19 protein-coding genes are annotated in these 18,160 nt (G+C 56.0%); 10 read left to right on the top strand and 9 right to left on the bottom strand.

Translation table 11 applies throughout. The features are described 5' to 3' along the window. Positions 1-729: an SOS response-associated peptidase gene (locus VJ369_RS15580; protein ID WP_324092958.1), complete on the top strand. Its 729-nt coding sequence runs from the start codon at positions 1-3 to the stop codon at positions 727-729. Here VJ369_RS15580 and VJ369_RS15585 read toward each other — a convergent pair. Continuing rightward, entirely contained in the window at positions 726-1,268 is a 543-nt protein-coding gene (locus VJ369_RS15585) for a hypothetical protein (protein ID WP_324092959.1), read from the bottom strand. The genes VJ369_RS15580 and VJ369_RS15585 overlap by 4 nt on opposite strands. 619 nt (positions 1,269-1,887) lie before the next feature. On the opposite strand from VJ369_RS15585, the gene VJ369_RS15590 reads away from it, so the two are divergent. Continuing rightward, the gene (locus VJ369_RS15590; protein ID WP_324092960.1) at positions 1,888-2,082 is read left to right on the top strand and encodes a hypothetical protein; all 195 of its coding nucleotides are present in this window, start codon (positions 1,888-1,890) and stop codon (positions 2,080-2,082) included. Positions 2,083-2,291: 209 nt separating this feature from the next. Here the strand turns inward: VJ369_RS15590 and VJ369_RS15595 are convergent, their stop codons facing one another. The 3 genes from VJ369_RS15595 to VJ369_RS15605 form a co-directional block, all read right to left on the bottom strand. Continuing rightward, positions 2,292-2,921 carry an MBL fold metallo-hydrolase gene (locus VJ369_RS15595; protein ID WP_324092961.1) on the bottom strand — a complete coding sequence of 210 codons (630 nt, stop codon included), beginning with the start codon at positions 2,919-2,921 and terminating at the stop codon, positions 2,292-2,294. Further along, on the bottom strand, positions 2,921-4,006 hold the full coding sequence (locus VJ369_RS15600) for an S-(hydroxymethyl)mycothiol dehydrogenase (protein WP_324092962.1): 1,086 nt from the start codon (positions 4,004-4,006) through the stop codon (positions 2,921-2,923). The genes VJ369_RS15595 and VJ369_RS15600 overlap by 1 nt, the downstream gene beginning before the upstream one ends. Before the next feature lie 176 nt (positions 4,007-4,182). Further along, positions 4,183-4,626 (bottom strand): DUF1772 domain-containing protein, encoded by a 444-nt coding sequence (locus VJ369_RS15605; RefSeq protein ID WP_324092963.1) that lies wholly within the window; start codon positions 4,624-4,626, stop codon positions 4,183-4,185. Between the two features lie 417 nt (positions 4,627-5,043). Here VJ369_RS15605 and VJ369_RS15610 point away from each other — a divergent pair, with 417 nt between their 5' ends. Next, a complete protein-coding gene (locus VJ369_RS15610) occupies positions 5,044-5,352 on the top strand; it encodes a hypothetical protein (protein WP_324092964.1) in 309 nt (102 codons plus the stop codon). A 71-nt stretch (positions 5,353-5,423) separates the two neighbouring features. Further along, on the top strand, positions 5,424-8,879 hold the full coding sequence (locus tag VJ369_RS15615) for a DNA polymerase III subunit alpha (protein WP_324092965.1): 3,456 nt from the start codon (positions 5,424-5,426) through the stop codon (positions 8,877-8,879). Here VJ369_RS15615 and VJ369_RS15620 read toward each other — a convergent pair whose 3' ends face one another. Genes VJ369_RS15620 through VJ369_RS15630 form a run of 3 tightly spaced genes read right to left on the bottom strand, consistent with a single transcriptional unit; the run spans position 8,880 to position 10,920 of the window. Beyond that, positions 8,880-9,320 (bottom strand): VOC family protein, encoded by a 441-nt coding sequence (locus tag VJ369_RS15620; protein WP_324092966.1) that lies wholly within the window; start codon positions 9,318-9,320, stop codon positions 8,880-8,882. A 32-nt stretch (positions 9,321-9,352) separates the two neighbouring features. Then, a complete protein-coding gene (locus VJ369_RS15625; RefSeq protein WP_324092967.1) occupies positions 9,353-9,529 on the bottom strand; it encodes a hypothetical protein in 177 nt (58 codons plus the stop codon). Next, complete coding sequence (locus VJ369_RS15630; RefSeq protein ID WP_324092968.1) at positions 9,526-10,920, bottom strand: MFS transporter; 1,395 nt, start codon at positions 10,918-10,920, stop codon at positions 9,526-9,528. Before VJ369_RS15630 ends, VJ369_RS15625 begins: the two co-directional genes overlap by 4 nt. 80 nt (positions 10,921-11,000) lie before the next feature. Between VJ369_RS15630 and VJ369_RS15635 the strand changes: the two genes are divergently transcribed. The 3 genes from VJ369_RS15635 to VJ369_RS15645 all read left to right on the top strand — a co-directional run bounded on the left by VJ369_RS15635 (position 11,001) and on the right by VJ369_RS15645 (position 14,364). Then, positions 11,001-11,636 carry a helix-turn-helix domain-containing protein gene (locus VJ369_RS15635; RefSeq protein WP_324092969.1) on the top strand — a complete coding sequence of 212 codons (636 nt, stop codon included), beginning with the start codon at positions 11,001-11,003 and terminating at the stop codon, positions 11,634-11,636. Between the two features lie 120 nt (positions 11,637-11,756). Next, the gene (gene thrS / locus VJ369_RS15640; protein ID WP_324092970.1) at positions 11,757-13,769 is read left to right on the top strand and encodes a threonine--tRNA ligase; all 2,013 of its coding nucleotides are present in this window, start codon (positions 11,757-11,759) and stop codon (positions 13,767-13,769) included. A 28-nt stretch (positions 13,770-13,797) separates the two neighbouring features. Beyond that, positions 13,798-14,364, top strand: a complete 567-nt coding sequence (locus tag VJ369_RS15645; RefSeq protein WP_324092971.1) for an HIT domain-containing protein — start codon at positions 13,798-13,800, stop codon at positions 14,362-14,364. Between the two features lie 280 nt (positions 14,365-14,644). Here the strand turns inward: VJ369_RS15645 and VJ369_RS15650 are convergent, their stop codons facing one another. Continuing rightward, entirely contained in the window at positions 14,645-14,851 is a 207-nt protein-coding gene (locus tag VJ369_RS15650; RefSeq protein WP_324092972.1) for a hypothetical protein, read from the bottom strand. Positions 14,852-14,861: 10 nt separating this feature from the next. Here VJ369_RS15650 and VJ369_RS15655 point away from each other — a divergent pair, with 10 nt between their 5' ends. Next, complete coding sequence (locus VJ369_RS15655; RefSeq protein ID WP_324092973.1) at positions 14,862-15,209, top strand: LppP/LprE family lipoprotein; 348 nt, start codon at positions 14,862-14,864, stop codon at positions 15,207-15,209. A gap of 544 nt (positions 15,210-15,753) precedes the next feature. Continuing rightward, on the top strand, positions 15,754-16,662 hold the full coding sequence (gene pdxS, locus VJ369_RS15660; protein WP_324092974.1) for a pyridoxal 5'-phosphate synthase lyase subunit PdxS: 909 nt from the start codon (positions 15,754-15,756) through the stop codon (positions 16,660-16,662). Between the two features lie 24 nt (positions 16,663-16,686). Here the strand turns inward: pdxS and VJ369_RS15665 are convergent, their stop codons facing one another. Next, entirely contained in the window at positions 16,687-16,824 is a 138-nt protein-coding gene (locus VJ369_RS15665; RefSeq protein WP_324092975.1) for a hypothetical protein, read from the bottom strand. 321 nt (positions 16,825-17,145) lie between these two features. Here VJ369_RS15665 and VJ369_RS15670 point away from each other — a divergent pair, with 321 nt between their 5' ends. After that, the gene (locus tag VJ369_RS15670; RefSeq protein WP_324092976.1) at positions 17,146-18,027 is read left to right on the top strand and encodes a class II glutamine amidotransferase; all 882 of its coding nucleotides are present in this window, start codon (positions 17,146-17,148) and stop codon (positions 18,025-18,027) included. Positions 18,028-18,160: the final 133 nt, after the last annotated feature.

The following is an 18,160-nucleotide window of genomic DNA, read 5'->3' on the forward strand; positions in this document are numbered from 1 at the left end:
ATGTGTGGACGATACGTGATGGCCAAAGCCATCGGTGACCTGGTCGCGGAGGCAGAAGCTGAAGCGGATGACAATTTGCAGCTACGCCACTCATGGAATGTTGCACCCACTACGGATGTGCCGATAGTGCTTGAAAGGCTCATCGATGACCAGCTGCACCGCCAAATCCATGTAGCGCGGTGGGGCCTAGTGCCTGGATGGGCTAAAGAACTATCGGTGGGTGTACGCGCCTTCAACGCACGCAGTGAAACTGCTGCCAGCAAACCAACTTTTCGTGCGGCCGTCAAAAAGCGCAGGGCGGCGGTGCCCATGCAGGGGTACTACGAGTGGACGAAAGAAGGCAGCAAAAAACGGCCGTTTTTCGTTCACCGTGAAGATGGCAAGCTCATGTTTTTCGCCGGCCTCTACGAATGGTGGAAAGACGAGAACGGCGACTGGATCTTATCGACCTCGATCCTCACCATGGAGTCACCTTCCGCCGAAGAACCCGGTGTTTTAGGTGAACTTGCCGGACTCCATGACAGGTTACCCATACCGCTGGATCGCCAGATGATGTCCCGCTGGCTGAACCCGGAGGAACAAGATGGCGAAGGGCTAATCGAAGAAGTACGTGCACAAGCCTATGACGTGGCGTCCACCTGGACCATGTATGAGGTCGATTCGGCCGTGGGTAACGTGCGGAATAATTCAGCAGAACTCATCGAAGGGCACACTAACGCGCTCTTCTAAGCCAAGCGCTCGCCGGTTTGCTCATGCCGGCCCCAGATGAGGCCACGGCCAACTCCCAAGCCAAGAAAACCGAGCCCCAAGGCGATCTTGCCAAAAATTGGGGCTGCGCTGGCCATCAGCTCTCCCCGAAGATCCGCATTGCTCAACGGTGCGTAGGCAAACCAGCCGAACTCCTTGACCTGGTAACTATCCCACCACAGCAGGCCAATTCCGAGAAGCAAAAACAGCACGCCGAGCCCGATGACCAGCGCAGTGGAAATCTGCCGTAGGTGTGCTCGTTTGGAGTAGCTGAAGCCCGCGGCTACACCGCAGGCCGCGATTCCGAGCCCGACCAACAGCTGACCTAGGATCATGGTGAGGCTGGGGCCGAAATAGAACGTGTCCTCTTCAGGTAGCGAGACATAAGAGCCAGTGTAAAGCGTGACCATCTGCCTGCTATCCCACCAGACCAGCAAGATCCCTGCGAGCAATAATAAAACTCCGAATCCCAAAGCGCTACGCGGTATTCTTCGGGAAGGCTGACCAATACGCTCTGACATGGGAACTATCTTGCCATACCAGGGTAGCTATCGGACGCCCTTACATAACATCTAGTTCGTCCTTAGCATGGTCTATATTGCAGATATGAATGAAAATATGAGGGATGAGCATGCAGATAATCGCAGTGTATCCAGCGGTGGTGTATTGAACTTATGTTGTTCTTGAAGTCATTCCTGCGATCAGCCGTCGATTTCCTGAAACAGACTGTAGTCCTCACCGCTTTGGCCTTTGTCTCTGGTTTCGCTGTTGCTCGGGTACTCCCACCATTTATCATGGATGACCCGTTTTGGCGCGATTTTTGGTCCGGCCCGCCTGCTGCTGGAATCTTCGCCGTGGTTGCAGCGTTCTTTGCTTACTCTGCAGCTGTGCACAGTGCGTCCGTGACCAAAAGAAATGCTGAAGCAGATGAGTTTTGGAAGCAAGCGGAATGGGCACTTAACCTAGCTATTTCTGACTCGAGCACAAAGCGGGCAGTCGGTCTCAGCTAGATACTTTCGCTCATGGGAAAGCATAGCGAGACTGCCGACGAGTTAATGCTGAACGTTGTCCAAGGGGTCACCGGAAGCGAGCTCAATGTAGACAGTTCAGATCAAAGCATAGTCAATGAAGGTGAGGCAGGTGGTGAATATGAAGGATAGAAACAGTGGCATTTTGCGTGATCGCATCGCATCCGGTGAAGCCGAACCTATCTCTGATTTCGAAAAGAAACTGGCTAACCAGATTATCAGCAAGTATGAAGCCAAGTACGGCTTGAAGAAGACGGATCAAGACAAAAAGCGCGAGGAAGGCCGTGTTGTGCGGCGCTCAGCCTGAATCTAACTTGAAGAAACAGATCATTTTGGGGGTTGGTGTCTTGGATAGCGCAAAATTGATCATGGTATCCGACCGCAACCGGTTTTCTCTATGTCATATGAATTTTCGCTCCTCTGAGGGAATTGAACCGGCGATCTGCACGTAGCGGAAATAAAACGGCCGGCTAACTCTCAAGGAGTTAACCGGCCGTCAGTAGAGCAACCGAGGTGTTAGTGCCCGCGCTTAATCCATTCATCTACATTAGGTGCCTCGGCACCAATGGTGGTCGCATCGCCGTGACCGGTGTTCACCACTGTCGCTTCTGGCAAGACCAGCAGCTTGGCCCGAATCGACTCGACGATTGTCTCGAAGCTAGAGTAGCTGCGCCCGGTGGCACCTGGGCCACCATTGAACAGCGTATCGCCACTGAACAACACTCCCAGGTCCGGAGCATAGAAGCAGGTGGAACCTGGCGAGTGCCCTGGGGTGTGGATTGCGGTCAGGGTAGTGTCACCGATGGTGAAGGTGTCGCCTTCCTGAATTTCTGCATCGACCTTACGCTCTGGGTAGATGGCGTCCCAGAGCATTGAGTCGGCAGGGTTCAGGTACAACGGTGCTTCGACCTCGTCAGAGAATTCAGCGGCCGCACGAATGTGATCATCATGCCCGTGGGTGAGCAGTACGGCCATCACTTCGCGGTCACCTACCACCTCAAGGATTTTTGCCACATCGTGGGCTGGGTCGATAACCATAACTTCGGAATCATCACCGATGACCCAGACGTTATTATCAACATCCCAAGTGCCACCGTCCAAGGAGAAAGTCCCCGAGGTGACGACGTTTTCAATCTGCACAGTCATTAGAGCTCCACTACTGATCGCAGTACGGTGCCTTCATGCATCTTGTCGAAGGCTGCTTCGATTTCGTCCAGCTTGATGCGTTCGGTGACAAATGCGTCCAAGTCGAGGTTTCCCTGCTTGTACTGCTCGACGAGCATCGGGAAGTCGCGGCTTGGCAGGCAGTCGCCGTACCACGAGGACTTCAGCGAACCGCCATGTCCAAAGACATCGAGCAACGGCAGTTCTAGCTTCATCTCCGGGGTTGGCACACCCACTAGAACTACACGGCCTGCAAGGTCGCGGGCGTAGAAAGCCTGCTTGTAGGTTTCCGGGCGGCCTACCGCATCGATGACAACGTCCGCGCCGAATCCGCCGGTTAGTTCCTTGATAGCTTCAACCGGATCACCCTTCGAAGAATCGATGGTGTGAGTAGCGCCCAGCTGCTTTGCGGTCTCCAGCTTTGCTGGGTTCAGGTCTACGGCGATGATGGTGGTCGCACCTGCCAGCTTGGCGCCGGCGATGGCTGCTACGCCTACGCCGCCACAGCCAATAACTGCCACGGATTCTCCGCGCTTAACTTCGCCGGTGTTGATCGCCGCACCGATGCCTGCCATGACACCACAGCCGAGCAGGCCTACTGCTGCAGCATCTGCATCCTCGTCCACCTTGGTGCACTGTCCGGCTGCCACGAGAGTTTTCTCTGCAAAGGATCCAATGCCCAGTGCAGGGGAAAGCTCGGTGCCATCTTCCAGAGTCATCTTCTGGGTGGCGTTAGCGGTATTGAAGCAGTACTGAGCCTGGCCCTTGGCGCAAGCGCGGCACTGACCGCATACTGCACGCCAGTTCAGGATCACGCGGTCGCCCACGGCTACATTGGTCACGTTCTCGCCGATCTGGCTGACTACAGCGGTGGACTCGTGGCCCAACAAGTATGGGTAGTCGTTGCCGATTCCGCCGAGCTTGTAGTGCAGGTCGGTGTGGCAAACGCCGGCGGTCAGTACATCGACGATAACCTCTCCCGGGCCTGGATCGGGAACGATAATGTTTACGACCTCTACCGGTGCGTCTTTGGCGCGGGAAATTACGGCTTTGACCTTATGCGGCATGGATTTACTCCTGAGTTTATTTGTATGTATGTCTCGATGCTATCGGGGTGCTCGGCGCTAATCGAGTATTAGGGCCACCGTGACGTAAGAAGTTTCGCGCAGAGCCAAGTTAGTAATGTGGCCGGCAGGTTTTCTTGAGGTCAATTCTGAGTGCTCAGGTGGTTCGAAGTTCGTGTTCAAGCGTCGGTGAGCAATAAAATCACACCGGCCAAGGAGGTTATGGCACGTAAGGTATTTGCGCGGATCCAACGGTCTCGATAATGCTTCCAAGATATTTTTTGCTGATCCAAGGCGCGGTTCAGTGGAACATTGACACAAATCGTCAGCAGTCCACCACCCAATACAAGTGCCGCACCAATGCATTGGACCGTCGCACCATGTGTGATCGCCTGTCCCAGATATCCGATGCTGCTGAGCAACCCGAGAAAGAACAGGCTCAAAAACGGTGCTCGTTCGGCGTATTTATTGACTTTGACCATGAAATCGCTCGCATCACTGTCCTTCGCCGCGGTCAGTGCAGGGAAGATCACTAAAGAAAACGCTGTATAAAAACCGCCCAGGAGTGCGCCGAGGATAAGGGTGAGAGGGAACAAGGAGGTGATAAACCACTGGATGGCCATGGTCTCTATCCAACCCGACAAAATATGCAATGCAGTCCAAATTATTGCGATGTTTCCCCAACATTCGTTTCTCTCCGAGTAATGTGTGAGCGCAGCGTTCCTCGGCAGTTTTTTGCTGCATCTAGTTACCGGGCGGAGTATGAGCGAGTTTCTTCGGAGACCTTCGTAACCATGCGGCCACCGGTGGTGCCCCTTGATGGCGTAGCGGCCAGTCCTGCGAACGGTGAATCCATCGTGGCCTGCTTCCAAAATCGCTGGTTCCAGTTTTCGGGGGGAATTTCTGGAAGCGTGCCGAAGGGCGGTAGCCCGGTATGCCGCCCTCAACCTAAACTGTCCGTCGGCCTGACTAGCGTAACTGTTGTTCGAATACGTGTTCGAATATAATGGTTTTAGTGAGATGGAGGGGTACGCGTGGGCATGTTTACCGAATCAATCCAGGTTTCCTGCGCACCTAACGGGGTGCCATTGAGGATTTCGTGGAACGGGTGCGACTATCGACTGGTCGCCGAGCCGCAACGCTGGTTCGAGCGCCGCAAGTGGTGGGATGAAAACCTGCGTATTCCTCGTGGAATTGGCGCTGGACTAGTGGATTATGAAATCTGGCGACTTGAAATCACTCCCGCCATGAGTCGCGGGCCCATGCAGAGTATCGATGTAAGTTTTGATCCGCAATCAACTCGCTGGCGCCTGATTCGCGTTAATCAAGAAATGCCCATTGGCGCTTGAGTAGGGGCAAGTGCTTAATCTTCGAAACTTTGTTCTAATGGTATTCCGCGTAGTTTCGAAGGACCCCGACCATGAGCTTCACCCACCTAAATGTCACTTCCTCCTATAGTGCACACTATGGGGTTTCCAGCCCCTCGCAACTAGCGGCGACTGCTCATGCGCAAGGAGCGGATGCTTTAGCGCTCACCGACCGTGATGGGCTGTTCGGCGCGGTGAAACATGTTGGTGCCTGCCTGACCGAAGGGATCCGGCCAATCCTCGGAGTCAACCTAGCGGTACTTGACGATGCGGGAAAGCCAAGCGGTCGCATCATTTTGTTAGCACGCGGAAATGCACAGGGCCATGGGTATGCGGCTCTGTGCCGCGCGGTATCTGCCGCCCACCAAAATCCGCGCGGAATCATTGGACTGAGCCGAACTGAGTTAGCAACGCGGCTAGCGAGCGGCCAGCTCATGCTCTTGGTTGGGGCCGAATCTGACGTATCCCGGGCTATCGAGCGACATAAGCATCAGCACGCTAGAAACTTGCTTGCAGGCTGGAAAAAACTTGCAGGATCTGCCCTGCGCGCGGAAATCACCACCCACCTTTCCGAGCCGGGTAAGCGTTACAGCCTAGGGTTCGCCAGCAAATTACTACGCTTTGCTGAGGAGCTGAACATTACCCCGGTGATGAGTAATGCGGTACGTTATGCAGATCCTGACGGGGCGGTTACCGCAGACATTTTGGATTCTGCGCGGGTGCTGCACAGCCTGAAAGCATTAGAGGAACTACAACCTACGGGGCAAGGGTGGCTGAAAAGCTCGGCTCAAATGCACCAGCTTGCCCAAGACCTCTCCCGAGTGACCTCTCGTTCTTGGGCGCGCAAACTCCTGCACAACACCGAGCAGCTCGCCGACTGGGCAGCATTGGACGCCCACTCAGACTTAGGCTGGAAGCAACCGGTTATCCCCGAAGCTAAGGTTATTGGCCTATACCGCCCAGCACAGCAGGAGCTGACCGAACGAGTCTTCTCCGCCGTTCCGCGTCTGCTGCCAGATGCTAATCACAGTGCCGTTGAAAAACAGCTCGCACTAGAACTTGGGGTTATCGACAGGCTGGGCTTCGCCGGTTACTTCCTGACCGTCGCACAAACCGTGAAGCTGATTACCGATATGGGAGTACGCGTCGCCGCACGCGGGTCCGGCGCCTCCTCGCTAGTGAACTTCCTGCTAGGCATCAGCCAAGTCAACCCGCTTCAACACGACCTGGTCTTCGAACGCTTCCTCTCCGATACGCGAACCACCTTGCCCGACATCGACATCGACGTGGAATCCGCACGCCGTCACGAGATTTACCACAAGATCTTTGACACTTATGGCTTAGAACGAGTGAGCCTAATGAGTATGCAAAATGCTTATCGTGCACGTGGGGCAGTCCGCGACGCCGGAGCAGCACTTGGAATTGAACAAGAACAGGTAGACGAGATCGCCAAACAACTCTGGCGCTTCTCCGCCTCATCCTTCCGCGAAGCCTTAGAACAGAAACCAGAACTCGCACCCTTAGCCAAACGCATTACCCAAGATGGGCAGCTAGACGTACTCATTGACGCGACCGAACGCCTAGACCGGTTACCCCGACATATCTCTATGCACCCGTGCGGGGTGATCCTCTCCGACGCGAGCCTGCTGGACCGTACCCCTGTCCAGCCTTCCGGCATGGGATTGCAGATGAGCCAGTACGACAAGCACGACATGGATGTCATGGGGCTAATCAAACTCGACGTTCTGGGGGTACGCATGCAATCGGCGATCGCCTACACACTAGAGGAAATTAAGCGCCTGCACCCTACCGCTCAAGGAGTCGCACGAGCCGGCGGACACCAGAACACGCAGTACATCGAAGAAGACGGACATATCGATTTTTCTAAGGTGCCGCTTGACGATGCAATCACCTATGAGCTGATCCGCTCCACCCATACCCTGGGCTGCTTCCAAATCGAATCTCCAGGACAACGCGAGCTCATCGGCAAACTCGCACCACGCGAATTTAACGACCTCATTATCGACATCTCACTCTTCCGCCCCGGGCCCATGCAATCCAATATGGTCAAGCCCTATCTAGAGCACCGCCACGGCTTCGCCCCCGAACAATACCTTCACCCAGACCTGAAACCTGCGCTCGCCGAAACCCACGGAGTCACCGTCTTCCATGAGCAGGTACTACGCATGCTCCACGTGATGACAGGCTGCACCTTAGGGATGGCAGACGTGTACCGCCGTCACCTAGGAAACCCAGAGAAAGAAGAAGCACTTGCAGGCTTCTTCCGAACCAGCGCTACCGCTCGCGGATATAGCCAAGAAACTATCGACAAGGTCTGGCAAGTGCTCTCCGGCTTCGGCTCCTTCGGCTTCTGCAAAGCCCATGGGGCAGCCTTTGCCGTACCCACCTATCATTCGGCCTGGCTCAAGGCCCATCACCCGGAAGCATTCCTTGCAGGCATCTGGGAACATGACCCGGGAATGTATCCCAAGCGCTTACTGGTCTCCGAAGCCAGACGCATGAACATTCCTATCCTTGGCTTAGACATCAACCGCTCCACGGGGCACTACCGAGTAGAACGCGTATTCGAATCAGCTATACGCCCAGCACCGCTGATTCCACGCGCCGCCGGAACTATTCGTCCCGGCCAATACGGCATCCGACTCGCCTTCCGCGACATTCATCAGCTGAGCGAACGCGAAGTGAACCGCCTAGTCGCCGGACAGCCCTATGAATCCCTCGCGGATGTTCGCCAACGCGCGGGCCTATCCAGACGCAGCTACCAAAACCTCGCGGCCCTAGGAGTCTTCGACTCACTGCTAACCGGAACCTCTAGAGCAGACACCATCGCCCATACCCAATCTATGGCGCATACCCACCTGCCAGCTAAATACCGTCCAGGCCCTGGACAGCTCGCCCTGCCCCTAGGCGAGATCGAACCGATCGAGGCCACCGGAGCGCAACTAAGCGCTGAAGAAGTAGTGCGCACAGAACTAGACCTACTGCATCTAGACGTGAGCGAACACCTGATCACCTCATACCGTCAACGGCTGGCACATCTGCCCATCACCCAAGCGGCCGAACTGCTCCACCTACGCAACGGCACTGAGGTCCTTGTTGCGGGGGTACGTATTGCTACACAAACCCCGCCCATGCGCGGAGGCAAACGCGTCGTGTTCATTTCACTAGACGACGGCAGCGGTTGTATTGACGCCACCTTCTTTGACGACACCCAGCAACGCACCGGGCCGCTACTGTTCTCCACCCGGATGCTGCTCATTCACGGAGTAACTCGTCGCACCGGACCACGCGGCATCTCGTTACAAGCGCTACATGCTTGGGACCTGCACCAGCCAGAGGCGCTGCCGGCCGCCGGATATCTGGACGACGCAAACCGGCCGCAACCCACCTATAGACCCAAACTTGGCCAAGCAGTCCCTGGGGGAGGAAGCGTCGCAGACCTCGCCAAGCGCATGAACGCAGAAGGACTCGATCAGCGTGGAGCCTAGCTATACCGAGGAGATCCGACCATCGGCTTCAATCACAAACGTCGGGTTATGCACAAAATCCCAACGAAACCCGTCAGGATCAGCCACACACGCACTCATCCCACCCCAGGACTGCTTCGTCGGCTCATTAACCGAACTAGCACCGGCATTCAGCGCTCGCCGGTAGTAGATTTCAACTTCCTCATCGCTTCGCACATTGTGCCCGAGCGAGATTGGGGGAGCGAGCCTGGAATGGCCAACCTCGCCATACTCACTGGGCATCTGGACTACGTCCCAGAGCGCGAGCATCAGACCACGTCCGGCGCGGACAAATGCGATCTCGGGATGTGCCGGTTGCACCAGCTCGAACCCGATGCCCTCGGTGTAGAACTTGAGCGAAATGCCGACATCACGCACGCCGAGGGTGATTGCGTTCAATGTTGGTGGCGCTGGCGTACTCATGGTTCTAGCGTAGAAGCCTCTGTTCGGGAAAGCTACAGGTAAATCCATTGCCCGTTGTCCAGCGTAGAGCGCTGGGCTTCGATAGTTCCGCGACTGACTTCAGTGCTAATGAAAGAGGAAGGGACATAGCGGGTTTTGCTGCTGAAAACATGGCGCAATAGCGAAGGTTTGTTTAGCGGCGGACGGCTCTGTTCTGGTGTCGATTTCATTTCTGGTTCTCCTTATTAACTTGGTCAACTAACACGCTGGACTGTGCGTCCCGGGAGGTTTTTGGATTGAGAATTTCACTCTTGACGGGTTCTTCAAACCACTGGTCGGGATGCGGAATACCGCGAACCTGCGGTGATAGCCAAGCGGACAGCATGGCCAATACGACCAATGATCCAAAGAACATCAGGGTCGGGCCCATGCCAAACCCTTCCAGCCCGAAGCCTGTGGCTAATGGTGACAGTGGCATAGCAGCCAGTGCCATAAACGTGATCAGTGAGTTGGCCCGGCCGGCCATTTCCTGCGGGATGATGGCCATGAAGTAGCCGCCGACAGCCGCGTTAAGCGCAGGGACGCTCAGGAAGCTGATCAAAAGCATGACACCCATCCACAGCAGGTGCGTGTTCAAGCCGATGAGGATCATTGCGCCGCCCAGCACGCTGAGGCATGTGCAGGCCAGCAGGCCGGTGCGGAATTTATCGATCAGAGACGTTGCCACCAGTGAGCCGAGCAGCATTCCTGCACCCATGAATGTTGAAACCAATCCAATGACCCAGGCATCTTCTCCGCGCTGCTGCAACCCGTAAATCAAGGTTGTCATCAATCCGTTGACGCCAATGTTGACGGCCATGATCAAGAGCAGCAGTGCACGCAGTCGCGGCCGGGAAAAGCACCAACGCATGCCGGCAAGAATCCCGTGGTCCACCGTCTGGCCTGCGCCGGCAGGATCCTCACGGCGTTTCCGGGTGGTTTCTTCGGCCGCCCGCAAGGGTTTGCGTAATGCAAAACCGGTAAATGAGGCAACAAGATTCAAGGCGCTTACCACCAGGAGGGCAACATCGCCACCCAAGCCAAGCAATAAACCACCCAAGGGAGCGGAGCCGAGCATCAGCACCGAATCCCGCCCTTGATTCGCCGCCAGTGCTCGCCCCAACTGCTTCGGATGAACGATGTCTTTCAAAGCAGCATTAGTTGTGGAGCCAAAATATCCTCCGCGCAGTTCCATCAAGATATGTGCGACGCAAAGAACTGTGGCGGAAAGTGAACCCGTATTGCTGCCCAGCGCTAAAGCTGCAGTGAAGAGCGCTCCGCAAAGCCCGCCGATGAGCATCATCCGAGCTCTGTCGGATCGATCGGACATGGCACCGCCTGCCAGCGTGAGGCTAGCTCGGGCGGCCAATCCTAAGGCTGCCAAGGTCCCTGCCAAGACTGGAGAATTGGTCGTTGCCAGCAAAATGAGGGGGAGGATGAACCCGTAGATACCGCCGGCGAGCAGCGCTGAGGAATCTGCCAGCCACCAAATCCGGTAGTTGCCCTGGGCGCGAAGGGCCGGCAACTGCGTCACCGAATTGGTCGCGGAGGCTGGCGAACTGGTGGGCTGGGAGGGGTTCATGAGAACAACTTTAAACCCGCAAATATAATTGCGCAATAGAATTTGCGCAATTAAAACTGTGAAATTGTTATGCTGATCCCATGACCCAAGCGAAGCCACAAGTCACATTCACCTCGCCGATGCTCAAAGCGATAGCTAACCCGTTGCGCAGGCAGATTTTTGATGCGCTCGGGGCCATGCGAACTGGCCGTGCAGCTGATCTGGGGGAGCTGCTGGGGATTGCACCTAATAAGGTGAGTTTCCACCTGCGTGAACTCGCCAAGGCAGAGCTGATCGAAGAAGCGCCCGAATTGGCTCGCGACAAACGAGACCGAGTTTGGAAACCTGCAGCCGGCGCTTTCACCACAGGGCCACCGGCCGAGCGTGCTGCGGATGAATCGTCCAGTGCCATTAATGCCTATCTTGCGCAGGCCGTCCACGAAGAGCAACTGCGGCTCTCGGCGATGCTTGCCCATGCCCAGTACTGGTATGCGAAGGGCGAGAACCCTGGAAATTTAGCTGAGATGAGTACCAGTAATCTATTGTTGACCGATGATGAGCAGGCAGAATTACTACGCCGTTTTGCACAGGTCATCCCAAAGTTCCGTGAGGACCAGCAGAACGGAAAAATCGAATCTTCGCAACCGGCCTCCGCGCGGAAGCTATGGCATTATGCTGGATTGCTCTCAGCCGAAGAGCTGTTGAATATGCCACACCCGGGCGATGAATCTTCGTAAAACTGGTAGTAGGCAACGACTTGCACGCTTCGCTGAACTAAACTGGACTCTGGCTGGCTGTGGCCAAGGTATGCCACAAGCTATGAAGCCATCACAGATTGAAAGGCAGAACCCGATCTTATGAGCGAGCAGCGCACTCTCACCATCGACGGCGAGCAGGTCCAGGTCGACGCGGGAACCACCGGTTTGCAGTTTTACGCCAAGGATAAAGACGTGGTTGTTATGCACGTCGACGGCGTACTTCGTGACCTGGCCCGTGAACTTGAAGAAGGCACCACCGTCACCCGTGTAACCATCAGCGATCCGGAAGGTCTGGAGGTGCTGCGCCACTCAACAGCCCACGTGATGGCTCAGGCTGTGCAGCAGCTGCGTCCAGATTCCAAGCTTGGAATCGGCCCATACATCACCGACGGTTTCTACTTCGACTTCGACGTTGAAGAACCGTTCACTCCAGAAGACTTGAAGCAGCTGGAAAAGATGATGCAGAAAATCATCAACCAGAACCAGCTCTTTGCCCGTCGCGAAATAACCCCCGATGAGGCCAAGGCCGAAATGGCCGACGAGCCATACAAATGCGAGCTGCTAGCCAAGGCTGACTCCGCTGACACCTCAGGCGAGGGAGTCAACGTTGAGGTCGCCGCCGGTGAAACCACCATCTATGACAACGTTGACCGCAAGAGCGGCGACACCGTCTGGAAGGACCTGTGCCGCGGCCCGCATTTGCCAAACACCAAATTGATCAAGAACGCCTTCGCGTTGACCCGTTCAGCCGCCGCCTACTGGTTGGGCAGTGAGAAGAACAAGCAGCTGCAGCGTATCTACGGCACCGCATGGCCAACCAAGGAAGACCTCAAGGCCTACCAGGAGCGTTTGGCCGAGGCTGAGCGCCGCGACCACCGCAAGCTCGGTGCCGAACTTGACCTCTTTTCCTTCCCCGACGAGTTGGGCTCCGGACTGCCGGTATTCCACCCTAAGGGCGGCATCATCAAGCGTGAGATGGAAGACTACGTGCGCGACCGCCACGTCGAAGAGGGCTTCCAGTATGTAGGTACCCCGCACATCTCCAAGGACGGGCTCTTCCACACCTCCGGCCACCTGCCGTACTATGCGGACACCATGTTCCCTGCGCTGCACATCGATGAAGAGCGCGATGAAGACGGCAACATCACCAAGCAGGGCCAGGAGTACCGGCTGAAGGCAATGAACTGCCCGATGCACAACCTGATCTTCCGCGGTCGCGGGCGCTCATACCGCGAACTGCCACTGCGCCTCTTCGAATTCGGCCACGTATACCGCTATGAGAAGTCCGGCGTGGTTCACGGCCTGACTCGCGTACGCGGTTTTGCCCAGGATGACTCGCACTCCTACGTCACCAAGGAACAGGCCCCAGCCGAAGTTGAGCACCTGCTGAACTTCATGCTCTCCCTGCTCAAGGACTTCGGCATGGATGACTTCTACTTGGAGCTGTCCACTCGCGATGAGTCTGACAAGTTCATCGGTTCGAACGAACAGTGGGACGAGGCCACCGCGGTCCTCGAGCGCGTAGCTACTGAATCCGGTGTTGAGCTCGTCGCCGATCCGGGTGGCGCGGCCTTCTATGGCCCGAAGATCTCGGTTCAGGCTAAGGACGCTATCGGCCGTACCTGGCAGATGGGCACCGTGCAGTACGACTTCAACCAGCCTGCCCGCTTCGGTCTGGAATACCAGGCAGCCGATGGAACCCGTCAGGAGCCGGTGATGATTCACGCGGCTAAATTCGGTTCCATCGAACGCTTCTTGGGCGTACTCACCGAGCACTATGCCGGTGCTTTCCCAGCATGGTTGTCCCCGGTTCAGGTTCGTGCAATTCCAGTGGCCGAGGCCTTCAACGATTACCTCGCAGAGGTCGTCGCGAAGCTCAAAGCACAGGGCGTACGCGTGGAACTGGATGACTCCTCGGACCGTTTCCCGAAGAAGATCCGCAACGCGTCCAAGGATAAGATCCCGTTCACGCTCATTGCCGGCGGTGAGGATGCCGACGCAAATGCGGTTTCCTTCCGCTTCCGCGATGGTAGCCAGGAAAACCAGGTTCCGGTTGACGACGCGGTAGCCCGCATCGTTGAAGCTATCAAGAGCCGCAGCAACAACAACTAGGTCCGCCGGAAAATAGGAGTCCACCAACATGCAATATCCGCAGGACGAAAACGTCACCGACGACTTTGAACTCGCCGGTGTGCCAGATTCGTTCCAACGTTTGTGGACCCCTTACCGGATGGCCTACATCAAGGGCGGTCAGACTCAGGTGACGGACGAGGCAAGTTGCCCGTTCTGCGCCGGACCGAACCGCACCGATGAAGAAGCACTGCTGGTGCACCGCGGTAAAACTTGTTACGTGATCCTGAACTTGTTCCCATACAACCCAGGGCACCTGCTCGTTTGCCCATACCGGCACGTGCCGAACTATACGGATATCACGGTAGAGGAAACCGCAGAGATGGCTGCGCTCGCGCAGCAATCGATGCGGGTACTGCGCAAGGTGTCTAACGCTGCCGGCTTCAACTTGGGTATGAACCAGGGTGAGGCTGGGGGAGCGGGTATTGCCGCGCACCTGCATCAGCACATTGTGCCGCGCTGGAATGGGGATGGAAATTTCTTCCCGATCATCGCGCAGACTAAAGCGATCCCGCAGACCCTATCTGAGGTGCGTCAAGCGATCGCCGATGCGTGGGATAGTGAAAATCCGAGCTAGATTCAGCAATGCTTAAATCAGGGTGGTAGGAACATTTAGTTGTTCTTACTGCCCTGACTGCTTTAACTCGAACTATCTCTATCTCATATTGTGATTTCTTAGCTTCAATTCCCGCGTGACATGGTTAGGCTAAAGCTAAATACCGAAGACTTACACGATTTTACGGAGGAACCGTGACAGGAAGCGTTGGTTATGGCTTGAAGGCCCTTTCCTTGTCTGCTGCTTTGGTACTACTGCTTGGCGCGTGCTCGGCACCCGTGACCCCGCAAGCGCAACCGACTCACTCTGAGGTAGCGGTAAGCTCCTCGGCTACGGCCAGCACTAGTGCCACGCCAACTCCTGAGGAAACAAAAAGCGTGGCACCAGCTAAACCAACACCCACCGTCACCAAATCCAGCAAACCTGCCCAGCCGACCTGTGGGCCAAAGTTAACTCCTAATGCATTGACTAAACTTGCGAGCAAGTTGCCGGCGCCAAAGATTTCCACCGGAGAGATCATGGATTGGGAATGGGACGCTGACTATGCAGATTCGTCTACTTATGATGAATGCGCCGCATTGTCATGGGTCACCTTTCCCATTGAGGGGGCCACCGGGTCATCGCCATACATCATTGCCCTCTTCCATCAGGGGAAGTACCTCGGTGTCGCCACTCGTACGACGTTCGGTTTTTTCCCACAGGTAGTACGCGTTGACGATGGGCAACTAAAGGTCACCTATACCTATGCCAAAGACGGGGAATCCAACGCGGGAGCCTCAGGCCGAGCGGTCTCCACCTACTCTTGGAACTTGGGCACTGAGTCCGTCAAACATCAAGGTGCATTCCCGCCGGGCTACGCGCAGTAAAGCCGGTCGAACCCTAGACGAAATTCACGGCTGCATCATCAATGGCACAGCACCTGAGCTGTGACGCGCAATTCACGGGGCAGCCCGCTGCTCGATTTGCCTGATCAATGAGGTTCTCGAAGAGCTGACTGTCAGCACGACGAAAATTGCGGCGCGTTCCTTCGCAGCCGGCTGCAGCCGCTAGCCCCAGCGGAACATCTCGCCGCGGCGGTGGCCGAAGAAAACAACAATGATGTTCTGCTGGTCCAATTCATTTCTAACGAAGTGCCGTGCACCGAGGATGATAACGCTGAAGGTTACGGCCAGCCGGCAAAATATCAAGTGAAAGCCACTTAAGTGCTAAACCCTAAAATTACAGTTAAAAAGTCGCTTGACTAGCGTGTTCATCGAGATTGACAATGTTACGCACTAACCACTGACTGAGGGATAAATCCACTACTAGTCAATTGTGACGCAACACCGGAGGTAATAAAGTAAAGCGCTCCTACGATTACTGGCAGAGCACCACTGTGCTTGCCAGTGTTTGAAAGGAATAACCCCCAACATGTCTTCTGCAGATCAGCGTCAGGACAACGTCGTCGGCTCCGAACGCGTTAAGCGCGGTATGGCCGAAATGCTCAAGGGCGGCGTCATCATGGACGTTGTCACTCCGGAACAAGCCCGCATCGCTGAAGATGCCGGCGCCGTAGCCGTTATGGCCCTAGAGCGCGTACCGGCCGACATTCGTGCCCAGGGCGGCGTCTCGCGCATGAGCGATCCGGACATGATTGATAGCATCATCGCCGAAGTGTCCATCCCAGTGATGGCCAAAGCTCGCATCGGTCACTTCGTCGAGGCACAGATCCTGCAGTCACTCGGTGTGGACTACATCGACGAGTCAGAGGTGCTTTCCCCAGCAGACTACGAGAACCACATCGATAAGTGGCCATTCACCGTGCCATTCGTTTGTGGTGCCACCAACCTAGGTGAGGCGCTACGCCGCATCAACGAGGGTGCTGCAATGATCCGTTCCAAGGGTGAAGCCGGAACCGGCGACGTCTCCAACGCGACCGGACACATGCGCAAGATCCGCGCCGAAATCGCTAAGTTAGCTGCGCTTCCAAAGGACGAGCTGTACGTGGCTGCCAAGGAACTTCAAGCTCCATACGAGCTGGTCAAGGAAATCGCTGCGACCGGTAAGCTTCCGGTGGTGCTGTTCACCGCCGGTGGCATCGCCACCCCGGCAGATGCGGCGATGATGATGCAGCTGGGCGCCGATGGCGTATTTGTCGGCTCGGGCATCTTCAAGTCCGGCAACCCGGTACAGCGTGCCGAGGCGATCGTGAAGGCTACCACCTTCTTCGACAACCCGGATGAACTAGCCAAGATCTCCCGCGGGTTGGGTGAAGCAATGGTCGGCATCAACGTCACCGAGTTGCCAGAACCACACCGCCTTTCCGAGCGCGGCTGGTAAAAATCTCTAAGTGAGAAGTAGGGGTCACGCTGCCAAATATTGGTAGCGTGACCCTGCTTCGTTAACGCTCTTTCCGGAGACTGTGCCAGCCAATGGAGACTCATCGCTCACTTCATACAAGGCAATAAGTGCGCAAATGGCCACGGCTACCAATTGAGCCATGTGCACCGCATCTTCATTGTTCGCCTGCTCAGCAATACGGGCGTTGACTGGTCATGAATGATCACGACTTCTCGAAGTCCAGCCATTCGTGCCAACCCAAGCTGCAAAGATTACCAACGCCGAGCCTGGGAGAATTCCGCTGTTGGACGAGCAACACACCAGGGCAGATAAGTAGCGCTCCTAGCATTTGTCTGGTTCCTAAAACCCGCTGCCCTCTTGAAAGCGTGACGAGGGCACTATTTAAACGAATGCTTGTCCACCCTTCAGCCACAGGTCTAGTGTGGGCATCAGGAGTCTTCGCCACCAGATGGGTATCAAAAAATGTGCCGTTGGCTAGCTTATCTTGGCTCACCGATAGAGATCGCAGACATTCTGGTGCGGCCAAATCATTCGTTGATTGATCAGAGCTTGCACGCTAGGGAGCTGTATCTGCCCAATGATCCGCTGGCTGCACAATTCACGAACCACGCATTTCCCACTAATGGCGACGGCTTTGGAATGGCTTGGGCCGGACGCGCAGAAACCTTGGGACAGTACCGACAAGTTGGTCCGGCCTGGGATAGCCAAAACCTGAAGCATCTCGCGCAACAGCTTGAGTCCGGATGCTTCCTCGCTCATGTGCGTGCGGCACCCGGTGGAACGATTGCGGAACAGAACTGCCATCCATTTGTGGATCACGGCTGGATGTTTCAGCACAACGGGTCGATCCCTAACTTTCGTGAACTCAAACGCGAGCTGACCTTTGACGTGGCCACGCCACTATATCCGTCGATTCTGGGCAATGCAGATACCGAGCTTTGCTTCTATCTGGCGCTGACCTATGGGCTGAAGCAAGATCCCGTAACGGCACTTACCCGTATGGTGGCTCGGGTTGAACAGTCAAGGAGCGAACATCAAGTTCGGGCTCCCTTCCGGGCGACCATGTGTGCCTCCGATGGCAGACGTTTAGTGGTATTGCGCTGGGTAAGCCCAGATTCGTTAGGCGCAGTGGCGCCGAGCTTGTATCACGCGACCGGGTCAACAATTCTGCACGGTGTTGCTGGTGAAAAACTTTCATTGCCGGCCGATGCGCAGCTGGTCGTCTCCGAACCGCTTTCTCTCCATTGGAGCAGGCATACCTGGGTCGAGGTCCCCTCGGGAACTATTGGAGTCTTCGAGCAGGGCCAACCACCAAAAATTGAAGCGCTGAAGCTGGAGCGGTGAAGGCGCAACTGGCCATCCAGCAGCCGACGGCTGGCATCATGTTGGTGCCTTGTGCGCTCTAAACCTCGATTATTTGGAGAAATGGGGATGGCCCGTTGAGTGGTTCTGCACGTCAGAATATAGAGGGGCGATT

The organism is Glutamicibacter sp., assembly GCF_035257265.1.
Classification (GTDB): Bacteria; Actinomycetota; Actinomycetes; order Actinomycetales; family Micrococcaceae; genus Glutamicibacter.

Bases quoted from the DNA above. Each gene is read 5' to 3' on its own strand.
- VJ369_RS15635 (WP_324092969.1), top strand. From the start codon at position 11,001: ATGACCCAAGCGAAGCCACAAGTCACATTCACCTCGCCGATGCTCAAA.
- thrS (WP_324092970.1), top strand. From the start codon at position 11,757: ATGAGCGAGCAGCGCACTCTCACCATCGACGGCGAGCAGGTCCAGGTC.
- VJ369_RS15655 (WP_324092973.1), top strand. From the start codon at position 14,862: ATGGATTGGGAATGGGACGCTGACTATGCAGATTCGTCTACTTATGAT.
- VJ369_RS15580 (WP_324092958.1), top strand. From the start codon at position 1: ATGTGTGGACGATACGTGATGGCCAAAGCCATCGGTGACCTGGTCGCG.
- VJ369_RS15620 (WP_324092966.1), bottom strand. From the start codon at position 9,320: ATGAGTACGCCAGCGCCACCAACATTGAACGCAATCACCCTCGGCGTG.
- VJ369_RS15610 (WP_324092964.1), top strand. From the start codon at position 5,044: ATGTTTACCGAATCAATCCAGGTTTCCTGCGCACCTAACGGGGTGCCA.
- VJ369_RS15665 (WP_324092975.1), bottom strand. From the start codon at position 16,824: ATGGCTCAATTGGTAGCCGTGGCCATTTGCGCACTTATTGCCTTGTAT.
- pdxS (WP_324092974.1), top strand. From the start codon at position 15,754: ATGTCTTCTGCAGATCAGCGTCAGGACAACGTCGTCGGCTCCGAACGC.
- VJ369_RS15595 (WP_324092961.1), bottom strand. From the start codon at position 2,921: ATGACTGTGCAGATTGAAAACGTCGTCACCTCGGGGACTTTCTCCTTG.
- VJ369_RS15615 (WP_324092965.1), top strand. From the start codon at position 5,424: ATGAGCTTCACCCACCTAAATGTCACTTCCTCCTATAGTGCACACTAT.
- VJ369_RS15645 (WP_324092971.1), top strand. From the start codon at position 13,798: ATGCAATATCCGCAGGACGAAAACGTCACCGACGACTTTGAACTCGCC.
- VJ369_RS15630 (WP_324092968.1), bottom strand. From the start codon at position 10,920: ATGAACCCCTCCCAGCCCACCAGTTCGCCAGCCTCCGCGACCAATTCG.
- VJ369_RS15670 (WP_324092976.1), top strand. From the start codon at position 17,146: ATGTGCCGTTGGCTAGCTTATCTTGGCTCACCGATAGAGATCGCAGAC.
- VJ369_RS15625 (WP_324092967.1), bottom strand. From the start codon at position 9,529: ATGAAATCGACACCAGAACAGAGCCGTCCGCCGCTAAACAAACCTTCG.
- VJ369_RS15585 (WP_324092959.1), bottom strand. From the start codon at position 1,268: ATGTCAGAGCGTATTGGTCAGCCTTCCCGAAGAATACCGCGTAGCGCT.
- VJ369_RS15605 (WP_324092963.1), bottom strand. From the start codon at position 4,626: ATGGCCATCCAGTGGTTTATCACCTCCTTGTTCCCTCTCACCCTTATC.
- VJ369_RS15600 (WP_324092962.1), bottom strand. From the start codon at position 4,006: ATGCCGCATAAGGTCAAAGCCGTAATTTCCCGCGCCAAAGACGCACCG.